The 18,693-nt window shown below is 64.2% G+C and carries 12 protein-coding genes and 1 pseudogene; 3 read left to right on the top strand and 10 right to left on the bottom strand.

Annotated features, from left to right (window positions below):
* Positions 1–226: 226 nt before the first annotated feature.
* From OLSU_RS02120 to OLSU_RS09880, 6 genes and pseudogenes are all read right to left on the bottom strand, one after another.
* Positions 227–5,008 (bottom strand): 2-hydroxyacyl-CoA dehydratase, encoded by a 4,782-nt coding sequence (locus OLSU_RS02120; protein WP_013251302.1) that lies wholly within the window; start codon positions 5,006–5,008, stop codon positions 227–229.
* Complete coding sequence (locus OLSU_RS02115; RefSeq protein ID WP_013251301.1) at positions 5,001–5,705, bottom strand: TetR/AcrR family transcriptional regulator; 705 nt, start codon at positions 5,703–5,705, stop codon at positions 5,001–5,003. Before OLSU_RS02115 ends, OLSU_RS02120 begins: the two co-directional genes overlap by 8 nt.
* A gap of 82 nt (positions 5,706–5,787) precedes the next feature.
* A complete protein-coding gene (locus tag OLSU_RS02110) occupies positions 5,788–6,495 on the bottom strand; it encodes a hypothetical protein (protein WP_013251300.1) in 708 nt (235 codons plus the stop codon).
* A gap of 754 nt (positions 6,496–7,249) precedes the next feature.
* Positions 7,250–7,954 carry a GntR family transcriptional regulator gene (locus tag OLSU_RS02105; RefSeq protein ID WP_013251299.1) on the bottom strand — a complete coding sequence of 235 codons (705 nt, stop codon included), beginning with the start codon at positions 7,952–7,954 and terminating at the stop codon, positions 7,250–7,252.
* A gap of 169 nt (positions 7,955–8,123) precedes the next feature.
* Positions 8,124–8,402, bottom strand: coding sequence for a PTS system mannose/fructose/sorbose family transporter subunit IID (locus tag OLSU_RS09750; protein WP_041548807.1), 279 nt, complete (start codon positions 8,400–8,402; stop codon positions 8,124–8,126).
* A 16-nt stretch (positions 8,403–8,418) separates the two neighbouring features.
* A pseudogene (locus tag OLSU_RS09880) lies at positions 8,419–8,607 on the bottom strand (PTS sugar transporter subunit IIA domain-containing protein); the annotation flags it as partial.
* Between the two features lie 218 nt (positions 8,608–8,825).
* Here OLSU_RS09880 and deoC point away from each other — a divergent pair.
* Together deoC and OLSU_RS09025 are read left to right on the top strand one after the other, a co-directional pair.
* Complete coding sequence (gene deoC, locus OLSU_RS02095; protein WP_013251297.1) at positions 8,826–9,536, top strand: deoxyribose-phosphate aldolase; 711 nt, start codon at positions 8,826–8,828, stop codon at positions 9,534–9,536.
* 90 nt (positions 9,537–9,626) lie between these two features.
* A complete protein-coding gene (locus OLSU_RS09025) occupies positions 9,627–10,304 on the top strand; it encodes a class I mannose-6-phosphate isomerase (RefSeq protein WP_049765139.1) in 678 nt (225 codons plus the stop codon).
* On the opposite strand, the gene OLSU_RS02085 is transcribed toward OLSU_RS09025, so the two are convergent.
* Complete coding sequence (locus OLSU_RS02085) at positions 10,301–10,897, bottom strand: methylated-DNA--[protein]-cysteine S-methyltransferase (RefSeq protein ID WP_013251296.1); 597 nt, start codon at positions 10,895–10,897, stop codon at positions 10,301–10,303. The two genes, OLSU_RS09025 and OLSU_RS02085, sit on opposite strands and share 4 nt — an antisense overlap.
* Before the next feature lie 1,663 nt (positions 10,898–12,560).
* Here OLSU_RS02085 and OLSU_RS02080 point away from each other — a divergent pair.
* Positions 12,561–13,418, top strand: a complete 858-nt coding sequence (locus OLSU_RS02080) for an ABC transporter substrate-binding protein (protein ID WP_148219037.1) — start codon at positions 12,561–12,563, stop codon at positions 13,416–13,418.
* A gap of 74 nt (positions 13,419–13,492) precedes the next feature.
* On the opposite strand, the gene OLSU_RS02075 is transcribed toward OLSU_RS02080, so the two are convergent.
* From OLSU_RS02075 to OLSU_RS02065, 3 genes are all read right to left on the bottom strand, one after another.
* Complete coding sequence (locus OLSU_RS02075) at positions 13,493–14,209, bottom strand: DUF554 domain-containing protein (RefSeq protein ID WP_013251294.1); 717 nt, start codon at positions 14,207–14,209, stop codon at positions 13,493–13,495.
* Between the two features lie 636 nt (positions 14,210–14,845).
* A complete protein-coding gene (locus tag OLSU_RS02070) occupies positions 14,846–15,256 on the bottom strand; it encodes a GNAT family N-acetyltransferase (RefSeq protein ID WP_337588055.1) in 411 nt (136 codons plus the stop codon).
* A 119-nt stretch (positions 15,257–15,375) separates the two neighbouring features.
* Positions 15,376–18,615, bottom strand: a complete 3,240-nt coding sequence (locus OLSU_RS02065; RefSeq protein WP_013251292.1) for a DEAD/DEAH box helicase — start codon at positions 18,613–18,615, stop codon at positions 15,376–15,378.
* Positions 18,616–18,693 lie beyond the last annotated feature (78 nt).

Genomic DNA, 18,693 nt, shown 5'->3' with positions numbered 1-18,693 from the left:
TGTCTACCTGCGCGAATGTATAAAAGTAGCAAAAGTGCCTAAGCGACTTTTGCTACTTTTCTGCCGGCACATCCTCGTCTGCCCCCATCGCTTGGGCGAGTCGCCTTACCCGCACTCGCCTCGCAGCCAGAATGTCACCTGCCACACGCCTCATATCTCGCCGCATACCTTATGCCGCCTGTTATGCCGCCTGTTATGTCGACTGTTATGTCGCCTGTTATGTCGCCTACCTCACGCCAGCCTTCTCCTTGGCCTGCCGGATGGCATCGAGCTGCTCGGGCGAGAGGTGGATCCTCCCCTCCCCGCGACCGTACGTCGCACCGCCATCCTCTGACGCCGGCGCACCGTAGGCGGCATAGACTCCCGAGACTACCGCACCCTCGTTCACAAGGCTGTCCCCAAGCTCGCCACGGTGACGCCGATGCGAGGAGGTCTCGTCCACGTAGGGCATGACCACGCTGGTGGTGGGGTCGTTCGCGTTCTCGATCCTGAACGCGCCACCGTTCTTGAAGTTCTCCTTCGCGACAGAGATCATCAGCTTGATGCGGTTGAGCTGATTGACCTCGGACGCACCGGGGTCGTAGTCGACGGCCACGATGTTGGACTCGCCATGCATCTGGCGCAGGCGCTTGATGACCGACTTGCCCACGACATGGTTGGGCAGGCAGGCAAACGGCGAGCACACCACGATGTTGGGCGTGCCGTGTTCGATGAGATCGACCATCTCGGCCGTGAGCAGCCAGCCCTCGCCCATCGTGTTGCACAGGGACAGGACCTGCTCGGCCTTCTCCGCAAGCTCGAAGATGGAGCCATAGGGCTCGAAGCGCGTTGTCCTGCGCAGCATCTTGTTGATGGGCGCACGCAGGGCGTCGATGGCCTTGATGCCCGCGATGTGCGTGAGGCGCGAGCTGGCCTTGGTGCCCAGCTCCCTTTTCATGTTGATCTGGTTGGACATGCCAAACAGGAAGAAGTCGACCAGGCCGGGCACATCTGCCTCGCAGCCCTCGCTCTCGATGACGCGCACGACCTCGTTGTTGGCCGTCGGGTGGAACTTGACGAGGATCTCGCCGACCACGCCGACGCGTGGCTTGGAGCGGTCGTTCTCCAGCGGCAGCCGTTCGAAGCGGTCGATGGTGTCCTGACACAGGCGATAGAAGCTCTTGCGATCCGTGCGTGGGATGAGGGTCTTGGCACGGCTCATGAAGCTGTCGTAGAGCCGGTCCGCCGAGCCCCTCTCGACCTCATAGGGGCGCACGCGGTAGAGCAGCTGCATGATGAGGTCACCGTACAGCAGCGCGTACACGGCACGAACCAGCAGCTGGGGATCGGACAGGATGTTGAAGCCGGGGTTCTTCTCGTCGAGGTTGCCGGCTGCGGACAGGGAGATGACCGGGATGTCGGGATGTCCCGAGTCCTTGAGCGCCTTGCGGATGAGGGCGATGTAGTTGGTGGCTCGGCAGCCGCCACCGGTCTGGGAGATCAGGACTGCCGTTCGGCTGAGGTCGTACTTGCCCGAGAGGACGGCCTCCATGATCTGTCCCGTGACCAGGATGGACGGGTAGCAGATGTCGTTGTTGACGTACTTGAGGCCCGTGTCGACGGCCGCGTGGTCGACGGAGGGCAGCAGCACGACGTTGTAGCCGGCCCCCCTCAGAAGGGGCTCGACGAGGTCGAAGTGGATGGGTGCCATCTGAGGTGCGAGGATGGTGTACCCCTCGGCCTGCATCTCCTTGGTGTAGCGGACCTTCTTGAAGTCCGACCCCTTGGCGCTGCGATAGACGGGCGTGCGGCGCGAGAGGTCCGTCTGGCGGGCGTGCTCGAGCGTGCCATCGGCACGACGGACGTCGACGGGCGCGACCTCCGTGGCGATGCCCGCCGCAGTCTCGCGCTCGAGCTCGGCACGCCCCTCCTTGAGGGCGGCCATGAGCGAGCGGACACGGATGCGCGCGGCACCTAGGTTCGAGACCTCGTCGATCTTGAGGACGGTGTAGATCTTGCCGGAGTTCTCGAGGATCTCCTGGACCTGGTCGGTCGTAAGCGCGTCGAGGCCACAGCCGAAGGACTGCAGCTGTATGAGGTCGAGGTCGTTTCGGCTGGCGACAAAGCGCGCCGCACGATAGAGGCGACTGTGGTACATCCACTGGTCGACGACGCGGATGGGACGCTCGGGCCTCATCTTGTGCGCGACGGCGTCCTCGGTCAGGACCGCGAAGCCAAAGCCCTGGAGCATCTCGGGGATGGCATGGTTGATCTCGCCGTCGTTGTGGTAGGGGCGACCCGCCAGCACGATGCCGTGGGCATCGTTGTCCTCGATCCACCTGAGCGTCTCGTCGCCCTTGCGATGCATGGCGTCCTTGAACGCGAGGTCGGCCTCCCAGGCCTCGTTGACGGCGGCATCGACCTCGGCACGGGTGATGTCCGCCCCCCTGAAGCGACCCCTGCCGGCGGCCGCATCGGCTCTGCGCTGCAGCTGGATGAGCTCGTACAGGCGGCGCTTGAGCTCCTTCTTGTTGTCATAGGGGATGTAGGCGTCGAGGTACTCCACCTTGGGGTCGGAGAGCTCGTCGACGTTCAGGCCCAGCGCCTGCGGGTAGCTCATGACGATGGGGCAGTTGTAGTGGTTGGTCGCACCGTCATCCTCCTGGCGCTCCCAGCGGATGCAGGGCATCCAGATGAAGTCGGGGTCCTTCTCCAAAAGGTTCATGATGTGGCCGTGCGAGAGCTTGGCCGGGTAGCACACGGACTCCGATGGCATGGACTCGGTGCCTGCCTCGTAGGTCTTGCGCGTGGTGGGGTCGGAGAGCACGACCGAGAAGCCCAGCCTGGTGAAGAACGCGTGCCAGAACGGGTAGTTCTCGTACATGTTGAGGGCACGGGGTATGCCCACGGTGCCGCGTGGGGCCTCGTCGGCGGGCAGGACCTCACGGTCGAAGAGCAGCCTGCTCTTGAACTTGAAGAGGTTGGGCGCCTGGGACTGCTGGCTCTTGGGCTTGCCCGAGCCCTTCTCGCAGCGGTTGCCCGTGATGAAGCGACGGCCGTTGCCGAAGGAGTTGATGGTGAGCAGGCAGTTGTTGGAGCAGCGACCGCAGTGGGCGTTGGTATGCTTGACCTCGAGGTTGTCGATCTTCTCGCGCGAGAGGAGCATTGAGGTGCCACTTGCACCGGCGCGGTCGCGCGCAAGCAGCGCCGCGCCGTAGGCGCCCATGGCGCCCGCGATGTCGGGCCGGATGACCTCGCGACCCGTCAGGAGCTCGAAGGCCCGCAGTGTCGCGTCACTCATGAAGGTGCCGCCCTGGACCACGACGTACTTGCCGATCTCGTCGTAGTCACGCAGCTTGATGACCTTGAAGAGCGCGTTCTTGATGACGGAGTACGAGAGGCCCGCAGCGACGTCACCGATGGTCGCACCCTCCTTCTGGGCCTGCTTGACGCGGGAGTTCATGAAGACCGTACAGCGCGAGCCCAGGTCGACGGGACGCTCCCCCTTGACCGCCGCGGCAGCGAACTGGCGCACGTCCATGCCCATGGAGTCGGCGAAGTTGGCGATGAACGAGCCGCAGCCCGAGGAGCAGGCCTCGTTGAGCGAAATGTGCTCGATGATGCCGTTCTTGACCTGCAGGCACTTCATGTCCTGGCCGCCGATGTCGAGGATGAAGTTGACGTCGGGGACGAAGGCGCGGGCCCCACGCAGGTGGGCGACGGTCTCGATCTCGCCGGAGTCGGCACCGAGCGCCTCGATCAGGATGCCCTCGCCGTAGCCGGTGGTGGTGACGTGACCGATGGTGCAGCCCTCGCCCAGATGGTCGTAGATGTCGTCCATGATCCTGCGCGCCGTGCCCAGGACGTCGCCGTTGTTGTTGTCGTACCAGGTGTAGAGGAGCTCGCCGTCCTCTCCCACGACGGCGGCCTTCATCGTGGTGGAGCCCGCGTCCAGGCCGATGAACACGCGGCCGTGGTAGCCGTCCAGGCTGCCCTTGGCCACGACCTCCTGGTCATGGCGCTCCTTGAAGCTGCGGTAGGCGTCCTCGGTCGCGAAGAGCGGGTCGAGACGGGCAACCTCGCTGCCCTGGGTGTCGCCCAGGTTCCTGAGGTCGTCGATGACCTCGGAGAAGGTGACATAGGTGTCGGACTCGCCGGCAAGGGCGGCACCCGTGGCGACGAAGAGGTGGGCGTTCTCGGGGATGACGCGATGCTGCTCGTCGAGCCGCAGGGTCTCGTAGAAGCGGTGGCGCAGCTCCGAGAGGTACTGCAAGGGGCCGCCGAGGAAGGCGACATATCCACGGATGGGATGGCCGCAGGCCAGGCCAGAGACGGTCTGGTTGGCGACGGCCTGGAAGATGGAGGCGGCCACGTCCTCACGGGCGGCGCCCTCGTTCAGCAGCGGCTGGACATCCGACTTGGCGAAGACGCCGCAGCGCGACGCGATCGGGTAGATGTGCGACGCACCCTTGGCGAGCTCGTTCAGGCCCGTCGCGTCGGTCTCCATGAGGGAGGCCATCTGGTCGATGAAGGCACCCGTGCCACCGGCGCAGGTACCGTTCATGCGTTGCTCGATGCCATTGTCGAAGTAGATGATCTTTGCGTCCTCGCCACCGAGCTCGATGGCGCAGTCGGTCTGGGGGATGAGGGCCTCGACGGCGTGCTTGGAGGCGATGACCTCCTGGACGAACTCCACGTTCAGCCACTGGGACAGGAGCATGCCGCCCGACCCGGTGATGGAGACGCGCATGGGCACGTCGCCGACGACGCTGCGCGCCTTGGCGAAGACCTGCGCGGCCGTGGCCTTGACGTCGGTGTGGTGGCGCTCGTAGTTGGCGTAGACCAGGTTGTCGTTGTCGTCGATGACGGCAAGCTTGACGGTGGTCGAGCCCACGTCGATGCCCAGGCGCAGGTGCGCGTGGGACAAATCGATGGGGTTCTTGGGCCTGAGTTCCGCCTCGAACTGCACGAGCTCGATCGGCTGGCGGGCGCGGACCTGGGCAGCTGTCGATTCCATGTGGTTAGTCATCGTCGTTCTCCCTCATTGTCAGCAAGGCAAGCCCCAAGCTCGGGATGTCGAACTCGATCTTCTTTCCGTACAGGTCGCCGGGGCGTACGAACATGAGGGCAGTCATGACGCGCGCCATCGCTTCGCTGCTCTCGCGCATGCCGCTGGTGAGCCAACGAACGAGGACGCCTACCTCAGCCGAGATGGCGAAGGTGAGGTAGTAGTCGAAAAAGGCCCCGATGGCCAGGAGGTCGATGCCCTCCAGCGCGCGCGACGCGACGGTCTCGCGCACCATGTGCTTGAGTCGCTCTGCAAAGGCCGGGTCGCCACCGTCACCCAAGAGCGCCCCCAGGTAGCCGCCGCGTGCGCGGAAGTACTCCAGCAGCTCGACGGAGCCGGGACAGGGTTTGAGGTTCTCGATGGAACGTTGCAGCTCGTCCAAGTGGGTGGACGCGATGCGCTCCACCAGCGCGCGCGATCCGTCCACCGTCTCGCGCTCAACCTGATCGACCAGGTCGGGAATGTCCTTGAAGTGGGAGTAGAACGTGCGGCGCGTGACGCCGGCGCGGTTGCTGACTGCGGTGACGGTGACCTGCGAGAGGTCTCCCGTCGAAAGGATCTCGGCGGCAAGGGCGTCACGCAGGGCGCGGCGCGTGCGGACGCTGCGCGGATCGGTGCGCGCCGGGGGCGACGAAACGCCTCTGAGTACCTGTTGCACGACTGTCTCAATTCTTCACAGTATGTGTAATAACTCTTAGCACGCGTAGTATTGCACACGTTGTGAAGGAATGCGAGCGGCGTCACAGAGTCTGGACAATGGGACGGGACGTGTGAGGCGGACGCCGCGCGATCTTCTCCTGGCTCAAGTCGGGATAGCGACGGTACAGCGCAGCGTAGATGTCCCACATGGTCTCCACGGTCTCGGCGTTGAAGCCAAACTGATCACGCTGCATGGTGACGAAGTCCTCCTTGGAGACGCCCAGCCTCTCGGCCACCAGCTCGTCGTCACCCTCGGTAAAGCCATCCGCCCACGAGAGATCCCCGTACCCGTTGCCGACAAGGCAGCTCTTCACCGAGGCGCCCGCCTCCCGCAAAACGTCCACGGCGCTCCGGGCGCGTGCATAGATTCCCACAGAACGGGCCGCATAGTCCTCTATCTGGTAAATAACGTCCCTCAGCGAGGCAATGAGGTCCTCGTTCACCCTGATGGCACCCTCAACGGAGCGTACTGCATCATTCGAGGTCCCCGGCGGGTCGGCGTCGATCAGGCGCATGTAGGCCTGGTTGAGCTCCTGCAGACGTTCGATTTTCGCTTGCGCCTCATCCGTGTCCGAAATGCCAGGGGATGTCTCTGGCAGGGTCGACACCTTGGCCACATTCTCCTCATTGCAGGCGTACATCACATCGAAGGCGGCGCGATGGGCCTCGACAAGCGGTAAGCGCAGGCTCCTCACCCTGTCACGGAACGCGGAATACGATTCCCCCTGAAGCTCGGACCCGGAAAGCATGGACCGAAGCACCTCGGTCTGCTTCGAACTCGACTCTAATGGACATGGCCGACCCTCCTGTCGCCTGGGTGTCCGGAAGCCGGGCGCGGTAAGTCCATAGTAACCCTTTGCCTCGTAACCTTTTGCCTCGCGCGGCAGGGGGCGCTTTAAATCGTGGAATCGCGCGGGATCAGTCTTCTCAACGCCGTAGCCTCACCACGACAACTGCACCTCCTTCTGCGCCATCTCAATAAAATATGGCATAGGCACGTACCGTTTTTGCCGTACAAGGCAGATCACGATATTGGAAAGTACGCGTCTCCCGAAAAGAGGATCGGGGAGACCAAGGCGTCGCGCTACGAAGCGCTTTTCGGCCAGCTCGCTCGGCTGGACAGCTGAGCGACTTTTGTGAGCCTCCGCAAGCGCGCTTTCACAGAAGCTCTCCAGCCGCCCACTCACTGCAGGAAGGGCCGGCGCCCCGTGCACGCGATTTCAAAACGTGTGCACGGGTCATCTTGCGAGCTGGACAAACGCCGGGACCGTGCATGCGTTTTCGAAACGTGTGCACGGGGGTACCGGCCAAAACCTACCAGCCACACCACGCCGTAATGCGCCGTACATTCGCCGCAATCCGCAAGCTGCAATCCGCAAGCTGCCAATCGCCAACCTCCGCGCTCTCACGGCCATGCCACAGCCCGGCCACGCAAAGAGCAGCGAAGCCCGGGGTCGCAGAAAACGCCGAGATGCTATGCGCTCGGGGCGGATTGAGCGCTGCCTACTTAGCCACATCGAACTCGAAGACGTTGTTCTCGCCGCGATACGTCGCAACGGAGTACTCCACGGCATTGCCGTCCTCGTCCCGGCCCACGGTGTGCATGAGAATCAGCGGATCCCTCGCGCTCACGTCCAGAAGCGCGCCCATGGCGGAGTCGGCCTTGATGACGCCCAGACGACGGTGCGCCCTCACGACGGGACGGCCCTTATCGGCCATGGCACCGTAGAGTCGCGTGGTGGCGAAGTCGTACTCGTCAAAGCCGGGGTACAGTTCGCATGGCACGTAGCTCTCCACAAAGACGTTGGCGCGGTCATCCACGTAGCGCAGGCGCACAAGGTGCCAGACCTCGGCGGCGGCGGACAGCTCGAGCGCACGCGCCACCTCGGCGTTTGCCCTCTGACGCTTGAAGTTGATGACGGTCGTCCTGATCTTGCGGCCGACGTTTGCCTGCTCCTCCTCAAAGCTGCGGATTCCCATGGCGGCAAACTGGTCCACCTTCGGCCGCGTGACGATGGTGCCGCGACGCTTGCGGCGCTCGAGGTAGCCCTCGTGGACGAGCGCCTGGAGCGCCTGCCTGATGGTCGAACGGCTCACCCCATAGCTTGAGGCGAGGTCGATCTCGGAGGGGATGGAGTCGCCCTCACGATACGTGCCGTCGCTGATCTTGCCGTAGATGTCATCGCGAATCTCGTTGTGGAGAGCCATTGTCCCGTCCGCCCGCTTGTCTGACACACTCGCCTAATTGTACGTACAAGAGGGCGCCACGCAGACGAGAAGAACGCGTTTCTCGCCTGCCCCACCCCGTCGGGGACCTCGGAAAGGCGGCCCACCGGATGACCCGACGGCCCGCCTCCCCCCCCCGGTCCACCCTTGCCTAGAACACGCTAAGCAGGCAGGCGATGGCGACCACGACGCTGAAGACGATGATTACCTTGGTGGGCGAGAACTGCTTCTTGTTGATCATCCACCAGGTGGTCAGCACGGCAATGAGCGGCAGCACGCGGGGGGAGATGCCGTCAAGCGTGGTCTGGAGCGGCAGCCACTCTCCCGCATTGGGGATGCTCAGCATGGTGGCAAGGGCGATGTTGCCCGCAGCCAGCGCACCGACGCTGTAGTTGCCGATGTTGAGGACGCCTCCGTAGTCTGCCCCCAAGGCGGGTGAGGTCGGCGAGTGTGAGCACGTTGCCCTGGGAGCTGAGTTCCGCGAACTTCCGGCCGAGGCGGGCGCGAAAGTCACCGATGCCCCCATCGGTCAGGGAGACCGCCGAGAACCTGTGAGCATCAGGCGACACGAGCATCTCGTAAGCCGAGATGAGCCCTGTGCAGAACGTCGAGTGGGAAGTGACCAGAATGTTCATTGGTACCCCCTTCGTCTTATCTACACCGAACTGTGACGGGCCCCTCATCGTATCGCTCACATGAACCGAAGTACGTCCAGCAAACGGTCTGTTTTTTTGTTATGAGTGGTACATATTATACATTTTTCTATTTTTTGTACGGACATATATGTCTTGGGAACGCACTTCTGTCTATACTCACAACAACAAGGCGATGTCCACGAAGGAAAGGGAGCCCCATGGCACGTTACACGATCGATCAGCTCGCCCGCATGGTTGACCACACCAACGTCCGTCCCAACGCAACGCACGAGGACATGGTCAGGCTCTGCAGTGAGGCGAAGGCATACCATTTCAAGATGGTGGCCGTCACCGCCCTGCAATCCGAGGTCTGCTCCAGGGAGCTTGTGGGCACCGACATCGACACCGGCGCCGCCATCGCCTTCCCCTTCGGCCAGGCAACTGTCGCCACCAAGGTCTTCGAGACCAAGGATGCCCTGGCAAACGGGGCGAACGAGATCGATTACTCCATCAACCTCACAGAGGTCAAGGCCCATGACTGGGATTATGTGAAGGACGAGATGGCCCAGATCGTTGCCGCCTGCAACGAGGCGGGGGCCATCTCCAAGGTGATCCTGGAAACCTACTTCCTCACCGACGAGGAGATCATGGAGATCTGCAACATAGCGAGCGAGGTCAAGCCCACCTTCGTCAAGACCTCCTCCGGTACCGTCGCCGGTGGCGCAACCGTCAAGGACGTGGCGCTCATGCGCAAAGCCGTCGATCCCGCAGTCAAGGTCAAGGCCTCTGGCGGCATCCGCAGAGCCGATGACTTTGCCGCCATGGTCGCCGCCGGCGCCGAGCGCATCGGCTGCAGCCAGGGCATCCCCATCATCGAGGAGTTCCGTCGCCGCATGGCCGAGGCCGGCGCCGACTACATCGAGATCTAGCTCGGGAGGAACCCATGGGTCCGCTTCTTTTCAACACGAACTACATCGCACCCATCTGGTCGGGGGACCGCATCAACAAGGTGCGCGGTCTTGGCGGGCCCGAGCTCTACGGCGAGGGCTTCGATCTCACGGCCCATCGCGGCATGGCGACCTCCGTCAAAGGCGGAGGCCTGGTACGTCCTTGGGGCAGACCCGGGCTCGACCCTCATTGCCGGCTCCCTCACCGATGATGTCGATGCGCTGCGAGCCGCAGCCGCCGACAACACCATCGGCGACAAGTACGGACGGCGCGTGCCCGTGACCGAAGGTGACTTCATCGTCGTGCCCGCAGGCACGCTTCACGCCTATGGTGCCGGCATCTTCGCCGTCGGGATCAGCACGCTGGGCTTCACGACATACCGCCTCTGCGACTGGGGTCGCAGTCGCGAGCTGCATGTGGAGAAGGGCTTCGACGTCCTTGACGTCCGCCCACAGCCCGACCCCATCCACCTGGGAGGCTTTGACGCCACCGCGCCCGCGCGAACCACGCGCGGCACCGCCGTCGCCGGCCTCTTCGTCATCGACATCATGGACGTCCCTGACACGTGGGGCGAGGACTGCGACGGATCCTATCGCGTCCTCGCCTGCGTTGCCGGCGAGTACGACGTATCCAGCGAGGAGGGTGCCGTCCACCTTGGCTTCACCGAATCCTGCCTTGTTCCCGCAAGCGCTGGCAGCTACACCGTCACCAGCCCCTGCCGCCTCATCTCAAGCAGGATGCGTCACTAGCGCGGGCGGCGAGAGGCGCGCAGTTCCCGCCGCCCCGCGCCGCCATGGGAAGGTAGCTCAGGAAGGGGCGCTCCGCTGCGCATCCCACCCGTGCGCTCGAGGGCGAGGAGCGCAGCCTTGCGCTCAAGGCCGCCAGCATACCCCGTCAGGCTGCCGTCCGAACCCAAGACGCGGTGGCAGGGGATGATGACCGAGATGGGATTGTGCCCCACGGCTCCCCCGACGGCCTGCGCGCTGAAGTGCCCGAGGCCGCATCGGCGCGCAAGTTGTGCCGCGATGTCACCGTACGTCGTGGTCCGACCGTAGGGGATCTGGAGCAGGATCTCCCACACCTCACGCCGGAACGCCGTGCCGCGAGGTGCCAGGGGTGGCGTGGGGCCTGGGTCGCTCCCGGCAAAGTACGCGTCGAGCCAGGCGTCCGTCTGGGCAGAGACGGGCGGGTCACTCTCGGCACTTCCCTCGGCAAGGGCGCCCAGGACGAGGGGGTCGGGGAAGTGCTTCTGTCCGTCAAACCAGAGGCCCACGAGCGCAACGCCATCGCTCGCGATCGTGATGCCGCCAAGCGGCGAGTCGTAGTGATGCACGTAGTCCATAGCCTACCTCCTATAGCATTCCATATGCGACGTGCAAGGCCCATCTCACGACGAAACCGCTCGAAGCCGTCCATCGGCACAATGCTATTACAGGCAGGTTATCACCCTGCAAGAGCAAGTGGACCCACTCTGCCGTCGTCCTCGTGCTATACCTCCGTCAGCAAGTCATCGAGGACGCCCGGGAGGGCCTCGGGGGTCTCGCTTCGTGCCATACAGCAGTATGAGCAGCGCGGGAAGGACGTCAACCATGCCCAGGCCATCTCGGTCCACCTGCTGGCCCAGGTACTGAGATGCCACACGGAAGACCTGCTCGAGGCCTAGGGCGCAGCGGAGCGTTGCAGCAGCTCGTCACCTTATGCCGTCGTGCCCACCCGCAGTACGTCAGGGCGTCTGTCACAACATCGTTCGACGCATGACCTGCCCCAAAGTCCGGGTATAGCTCATCCCGAAGTCCCGACGTGTCTCGCCCCAAAGTCCAGATGTAACAAAATCGGGACTTATGTGTGTTTCGGACTCCTTTTTTATACGTATGGCTTCTTTAAGACAATCGATTAGCCAAGGAGATATTCAGGTAAAATTTTATACCTCCAGCTTATTAAGATATAACTTTTTTATCCTTACGCTTATGCGGGAGAAAGAGCTCGCGGAAGGCGTTCCCAAACACACATAAGTCCCGATTTTGTTACATCGAGCTTTTCCGGTAATGATCGAAAGCATCTCAAGTGGCCAAGAGTACTCAAAGGCGAGGAAGCGAGACGGAACATCCACCCTGCTCCGCGTCCCTCGCCATCAGCAACTTCTCATGGAGTCATTGAGTTCGCGTTAAGGTCGATGTCGACCATGTCATCGTCCCTCAGGAGAGCGATACCACCACCTTACACCGCCTCGGAGCAGGGGCGGCCAACGGAGAGGTCACCTGATGCGCCGGAGAAACGCCCGTCAGCAGATCAGTAGAAAGTAGTAGTCGCAGAGCCTGGGATGCACCTCATAACCCCAGAGATGTCACCAGCCTTGCACAGGTTCACACAGGATATGTCACCATTAGGCACAACGTCGCAGCCAACGGAAGCCCCACTCGTGATCTCGGCAATTGCAGCCAGGGCCAGGTGACGGAGCAGCCTAGCCTGGGGGGTATGACTGACGCCCTACACAAGATGCGCACCGCAATCAGCTTCCCGAACAGCGAGAAGCGGCACGAGCGGGAACAAAGTCGAGGACGACAGCCTGATGGAGATGGGGATGGGGATGGGGATGGGGATGGAGACAGGGACAGCATCCTAACGGAACGCCACGATATGCGGGATGAGCGAACGAGCGAGGGGCCCGACCGTGGGACAGGCCTGCCTGTCCTCTTCGTTTACGCTGATTACATGCGTTTTCAGCTCTATAGGACAGCGCTTGCTCCCCTGGGTTATTCCACGTCTCGTATTTCATATATATACTATTAATAATCACTTTTACTAAAGATAATAAACACATGTATTGTTTTTACGGAAATATATAGTGCATTTATAACATCTTGATTACAAGTAAGGGGACGTCACGGCGTTTTACTGGAAGACGCCAGAAACTGTCGCACTAACGCACGGAGCAACCCCCGGGCGTGACAGTGGGCGGCCGCACCGATGACGGGCGCACGAAGCAAATAGGGACGGAGACCATCATGTACGACACCACTCGGCGTAACTTCCTGACCATGTGCGGCCTCGGCCTGGCGGCCGTGGGGCTCGCGGGCTGCGGCTCGCAAAGCGACAGCTCGCGGAGCGACGGTACGCAAACCGGAGGTGCAGCCTCGTCTGACACCACCACGCAAGCCGGCTACACCCTCGTCGAGGACGGCAGACTCACCTTAATCTCCAACTTCTACTTCCCGCCGTTCGTCTCGATGGACGAGAAGACGGGCGACTACGAGGGTTTCGACGTCGACCTCTACAAGGCCATCTGCGCCAAGCTAGGCCTAGAGCCCAACATCCTGCCCACCGTGCAGTTCGACACCATCGTCCCGACCATCAAGCAGGGCGGCAAGGCCGACGTGTCCCTGGGTGCCATCACCATCACCGACGAGCGCGAGCAGGAGATCGACTTCTCCGACCCCTACCTGGACTCCAACCAGGCACTTGTCGTCAAGGCGGCCTCCGCCGCCACCGATGCCGCCGCGCTCGACGTGTCAGGGACGCAGGTCGCCGTCCAGTCCGGAACCACCGGCGAGGCTTGGGCAAGGGAGAACATCCCCAACGCCACCATCGTTCCCCTCGACGACATCATCCAGTGCCTGACCGGCGTGCAGAGCGGTCTCTACCAGGCGTCCGTCTGCGACCTGCCCGTCGCCTCGTACGAGATAGGCATCGCCTACACGGACCTCAGGACCGCCATGGAGATACCGACCGGCGAGCAGTACGGCGTCGTGGTGTCGAAGGACAACCCCAAGCTGACCGAGGCCATCAACCAGGCGCTCAAGGACCTCAAGGAGGACGGCACCGTCGACGGGCTCGAGCAGAGGTGGTTCGGCACCACGCTCTAGCGGCGACGATGGGGACAGTGGCCGTGAGGCGGCCGGCGGCAGGGAGGCGGCCGGCGGTCGCTCACGAACCTTGCCTAGAGGAGCCCCATCGCGCTCGTCAGTGGCACGAGCGCGATGGGCATGAAGGCCGCAGGGAGCATGTTGGCCACCTTGAGGTCGGTCACCTTGAGCAGGTTGGTGCCCACGGCCAGCAGCAGAAGCGAGCCCGTGACGGAGACCTCTGCGATGACCGCCTCGGTCAGCACGCCACCCAAAGCGCTGGCCAGCAGGCTGAGGATCCCCTCGTAGACTAAAAGGCTCACCCCCGCGAAGGGCACGCCCACGCCCAGGGTTGCGGCAAGAGGAATGCAGACCACCAGGTCGATGAGGCCCTTCGCGACGAGCGTGGCATGATCGAGCTGCAAGCCGCTCTGGAGCGACCCCACGATCGCCATGGCACCCGTGCAGCAGAAGAGCGTCGCCGCGACGAAGCCCTCCGAGAAGCTGCCCAGGCGCTCGCTGCCGGAAAACGTGGTGCTCAGGCGCCGCTGCACCCAGTTGCCCAGGCGTCTGACCAGGCCATCAAAATCGATGAGGTATCCTACGAGGCAACCAAGCGCCATTGCGGCCGTCACCACGACGACGCTGCCGCCCGACGTCATGCCCTGCACGCCCACAAGCACGACGCACAGGCCCTGTCCCTTGAGCAGGAAGTCGCCCAGATCATCGGAGACATGGCTCTTGAACAGCAGGCCTATGACGCCCCCCAGAAATGCCTCAAGACCGTTGAGCAGGGCGCCGAGCAGGACCATGGCCACTTCCTTGATGACTCATCGTGAGTTTGGGCAGACGATGCGCAAGCGCAGACGCACTCGCAGCGGACGCGGGACGCCCAATGCGAGTGACGGAGAGGCCGCAGCACAAGTGCGGGTACGAGAATATCGCTTATTCGCAAGGTTGCGACCGAGAAACACCCGCACTTCTGGCGGCGTGGGCATCGACTAGCGTTGCATTGCATGCGCGGCCCGCTCGGTGCATGACCCCAATCATGCTGGGAACCAGACACCGGCGCGCATCCAGCCGCGCCAATCATCGGAAGTGAGTGCCCGAGTATCGGAAGCCCGGCCATCGGGAATGAGCATTCTGCCAAGGCCGAACTGCACGCCACGCTCCCCGCTCCCAGAAGTGAGTACCCGAGTATCGGAAGTGAGCACCAGTGCTCACTTCCGATAATCCTGGCAACGAGTGTAACTGCGGATATATCGAGAGACGCGCCAGTCGGGCGCTGAGGCCCCACGGAAAGCCCAAAAAGTACTCACTTCCGGCGACCAGGTACTCACTTCCGACAAACAGGACCGCCCACGCCGGTAGCCGCCCTCCCCCGAATCCTCCCTCGGCTCCTTCCCGGTTTCTCGCAAGCGCCACGAGAGCCCCTCCGGAACGGTCCCCTACTCCACGACGAGGTCCGCGTACTCGGGGTGCTTCCCAAACCAGTCTTGGGCATAGCTGCACGAAAGGCGCGCCTTCTTGCCCTGCGACCTGATGTGCGTGGCCGCCCGGCCCATCAGACGTCCCGCCAGGCCCATGCCGCGCTCCGTTGGCGCGACAAAGGTCTCGGTGATGTCGACGAGACCCTCGCCGACATCGGGGAACGACACTCGGCCCTTCACCGCGCCATTGTCGCCCAGAAAGAGAATCTCGTTGTCGTTGGTCTGGAACACCATGACATGCCTCCCGTCCCCGTAAGCGAAACGACAAGCCGCACGGCGATGTGCCCGCGCGGCTTGTCCGAACCTTGTCTGATGCCCTTCTTCTACCCAAAGGCGAAGAACGTAATCACCTGCACGGCGGCGGCGCACCACGGGCCCGCACGGCGGCGGCGCACCGTCGCAACCACGGGCCCGCACGGCGGCGACGCACCGCAGGGGCACTTGACCGAAGGCACCCGCGGACGGGAGGGACACGCCGACAAGACCCCCTACTCCCCCAGCAGCGCAATCAGGTCCTCCTTGCGAAGCGCCGACAGGCCCGCGCCGCCGCCTACGCCGATGACCTGCTCGGCCAGGTCGCTCTTGACCTCCTGCAGGGCGAGGATGCGGTCCTCGATGGTATCCTTCGCGATGACCTTGTAGACGGAGACGTCGCGCGTCTGGCCGATGCGGTGGGCACGGTCGGTGGCCTGGTCCTGCGCCGCAGCGTTCCACCAGGGGTCCGCATGCACGACGACCGAGGCGCCCACCAGGTTCAGGCCGGTGCCCCCGGCCTTGAGCGAGATGAGGAACACGGGCGTCTCGTCGGCGTTGAAGGCGTCCGCCAGCTCGAGGCGACGGTGCTTGGGGGTCGCGCCCGTGATCGTGTAGTAGCGCACGCCACGTGCGTCCAGCTCACTCGCAATCAGCGACAGGTAACTGGTGAACTGCGAGAAGAGCAGCATCTTGTGGGACGAGTCGACCACCGAGCCCACCAGGTCCATGACCGTGGCCAGCTTGGCGGAGCCCCCCTCGTAGTCGTCATAGAGCAGGCGGGGATCGCAGCACAGCTGGCGGAGTCGCATGAGCTCGGCCAGGACCTGGATCTTGCCCCTGCCGAAGGCCTCGTCCGTCTGCCTGGAGAGCGATACGCGCAGCGCCTGCTCATGGGCCTGGTACAGCCTGCGCTGCTCGCCCGCGAGACGGGCATACACAACCTGCTCGAGCTTCTCGGGGAGGTCGTTCAGGACGTCGCGCTTCAGGCGACGCAGCACAAACGGACCGGTGGCCGCACGCAGGCATGCCCCCACCTCCTCGTCACCGTCCAACACAGGCTGCTCGTAACGTTCGCGGAAGCGGTCGTAGGACCCCAGGAGCCCCGGCATCAGGTAGTCGAAGATGCTCCAGAGCTCGGACAGGCGGTTCTCTATGGGGGTGCCCGTGAGCGCGAAGCGATGGCGCGCATGGACGGCCTTGGTCGCGCGTGCGACCAGGGTCTCGTGGTTCTTGATGTACTGGGCCTCGTCCAGGGCCTCGCACCAGAAGTCGAGCCGCGCATAGCCCTCGATGTCGCGGCGCAACAGGTCATAGGAGGTGATGAGCACCTCGTGGCCGCATTCGCCGCGGATGCGCGCCCGCTCGTCGGCGCTACCCGCAACCACTGCGACGTCCAGCTGGGGCGCGAACTTGGCGAACTCCGCCTCCCAGTTGTAGACGAGCGAGGCCGGGCACACCACCAGCGTGGCACCCCTGCCCCGCCGCGCCAGCAGCAGCGATATGAGCTGCACGGACTTTCCCAGCCCCATCTCGTCCGCTAGGATGCCGCCGAAGCCCATGTCGACCAGGGCGCTCAGCCACTGGTAGCCACTGACCTGGTAGGGACGCAGGACCGACGCAAGGCAGGCGGGCGGTTCGTAGCAGCTGGGGTCGACCGAACGGAAGTTGTCGACGTACTCCACAAACGAGGCGTCCTTCTCCTCGTCGCTCGCGATCGCATCGAGGAGGAAGGCCTTGTACGAGGGGATCTGGACCTCGCCGCGAGAGAGCTCGCGCGCCGTCAGGCCCAGCTCGTCGGCGAGGCGGGCCGCCTCGGAGAGGTCCGCCCCCGCAAGGTCGACGAAGGACCCATCGCGCAGGCGGTGGAAGCGCCGATGGGCACGGTAGCTGCCCAGAAGCGCATGGAGCTCGGAGAGCGGCAGGTCATCCGCAGAGACCTTGAGGTCGATGAGGTTGGCGCGCACGGACAGGCCGACGCGCACACGGGGGACGGCGGTGGCCACCAGCGCGTCGAAGGCGTCGGTCGAGAGCACCTCGCCCATGCGTCGAAGCTCCCCCAGTCCCTCGAAGAGGAGGCGGGCCAGCGCGTCGGAGTCCTTCTCGGCGATCGTGGCGACGCCCGTGCGGCCCACGGCGAAGTAACGGCCCACCAGCTGGCGGGCGTCGGCCTCGCGGCTGGCGTCGCGAGCGGGGTCGAGTTGCTCGCCCAGGGTGTGCCCGAGCAGGGCGTGGCGCTCCTCCCCGTAGACGGCGTCGGCCTCGCAGGTCACGTCAGAGCGCGTGCGGTCCAGACGGAACTCCAGTCGGCATGGGGCAGGCCGCAGGCGCTCGACGGCGGGGGCGACGTTCACGGGCAGGGCTTCCTCCAGGGCGGGGAGCAGCGTCGCGGCAAAGCGCGGCGCGTCCCTCTCGGACAGCAGAAGCCGCGGCGTGGGGCTGCAGTAGACGCCGGTGAGAAACGGTGCCACGCGCGCGAGCCGGTCGTCGCAGCGCAGCAGCCGGCCACCCTGGCAGGCGTAGAGGGCCTCGTCGGTCGAGAAGAACGCAACGTCCCCGCCCCTCACCAGCTCGTAGGCGCCATCGCCCACGGACTCGACGGACAGGCTCACGCTCGGGTTGCCCTCGGCCACCCGGAGTGGACCCCTGAAGCCCATCCGCACGTCGTCGAGGTCGATCTCGCGGCCCATGTAGAGGCCGATGAGCTCGTCCGCCTCGGGGGACGAGAGCCTCATCTCGCGTCCCACGCTCACCTGGCTGGGCGACGGCGTACCGTAGACATGTCCGTAGAGCCGCTCCGATGCGAAGGAGCGGCGGTTCCTGACACAGCGCGTGAGGAAGCGCACGACGGCACGGGAGGGCCCGTCGAAGGCATCGACCGTATGCGTGAAGGCGAGCCTCTTGCCATATTCGTGCCACGCGCCCTCGGCGACGTCGGACACCAGGTCCGATATGCTGCGCACGACATAGCTCCCGCGCGACCCCCTCAGGTCGAAGCGCGCGAAGAGCTCGAGGTCGTGTACCAGCGTGAGCTTGAGCGACACGGAGCCCGCGCGTTCCTCGGGTGCCGACGAGAGGCGCGTCCGCACGGGCTGCGCGCTGCGGTCCAAAAGGTTGCTCAGGGCCGGCGAGGTACTGGCGTGCACGAGCGCGTCGTAGCCCGCGAAGCCGCGCGCGCCGCGGTTGTAGTCCAGCGCCAGGGCGACGCTGTGCTTGCACGGGCCGGGAAAGCGTACGGCGGCGGGGCAGGTGCAGCTGAAGCCACAGACCCTCTCGGCAATCTCGTCGAAGGAGATGGTCGCGTGATAGCTGACGTCATGGCCCGAGGAGCCGTCCACGTTGGCGGACAGGTGCGTGACGGGACCGTCGTGGCGGCAGTCGCGCTGCCAGATGTGGCCCCCACGCTGGACGATGGTCTGGGCACGGCCCAGGACGGCGGGACGGCAGGAGCGGCGCAGCGCCGCCTCGGAGATCACGTCGCGCCCCAGATAACCACGGTAAACATAATGGCCAGCTCAAAGGCCCTGGCAGGGATGTTCTCGGGAAGTCTCATG

Origin of the sequence: Olsenella uli DSM 7084, assembly GCF_000143845.1 — a bacterium.
Lineage (GTDB): Bacteria > Actinomycetota > Coriobacteriia > Coriobacteriales > Atopobiaceae > Olsenella > Olsenella uli.
The sequence above is the reverse complement of the archived record's forward strand: the minus strand, read 5'-3'. Positions and strand labels throughout refer to the sequence as shown.

Excerpts from the sequence above, each read along its gene's own strand:
- OLSU_RS02110 (WP_013251300.1), bottom strand. The coding sequence starts at position 6,495 with ATGCTTTCCGGGTCCGAGCTTCAGGGGGAATCGTATTCCGCGTTCCGT.
- OLSU_RS02085 (WP_013251296.1), bottom strand. The coding sequence starts at position 10,897 with ATGGACTACGTGCATCACTACGACTCGCCGCTTGGCGGCATCACGATC.
- OLSU_RS02105 (WP_013251299.1), bottom strand. The coding sequence starts at position 7,954 with ATGGCTCTCCACAACGAGATTCGCGATGACATCTACGGCAAGATCAGC.
- deoC (WP_013251297.1), top strand. The coding sequence starts at position 8,826 with ATGGCACGTTACACGATCGATCAGCTCGCCCGCATGGTTGACCACACC.
- OLSU_RS02075 (WP_013251294.1), bottom strand. The coding sequence starts at position 14,209 with ATGGTCCTGCTCGGCGCCCTGCTCAACGGTCTTGAGGCATTTCTGGGG.
- OLSU_RS02080 (WP_148219037.1), top strand. The coding sequence starts at position 12,561 with ATGTACGACACCACTCGGCGTAACTTCCTGACCATGTGCGGCCTCGGC.
- OLSU_RS02120 (WP_013251302.1), bottom strand. The coding sequence starts at position 5,008 with ATGACTAACCACATGGAATCGACAGCTGCCCAGGTCCGCGCCCGCCAG.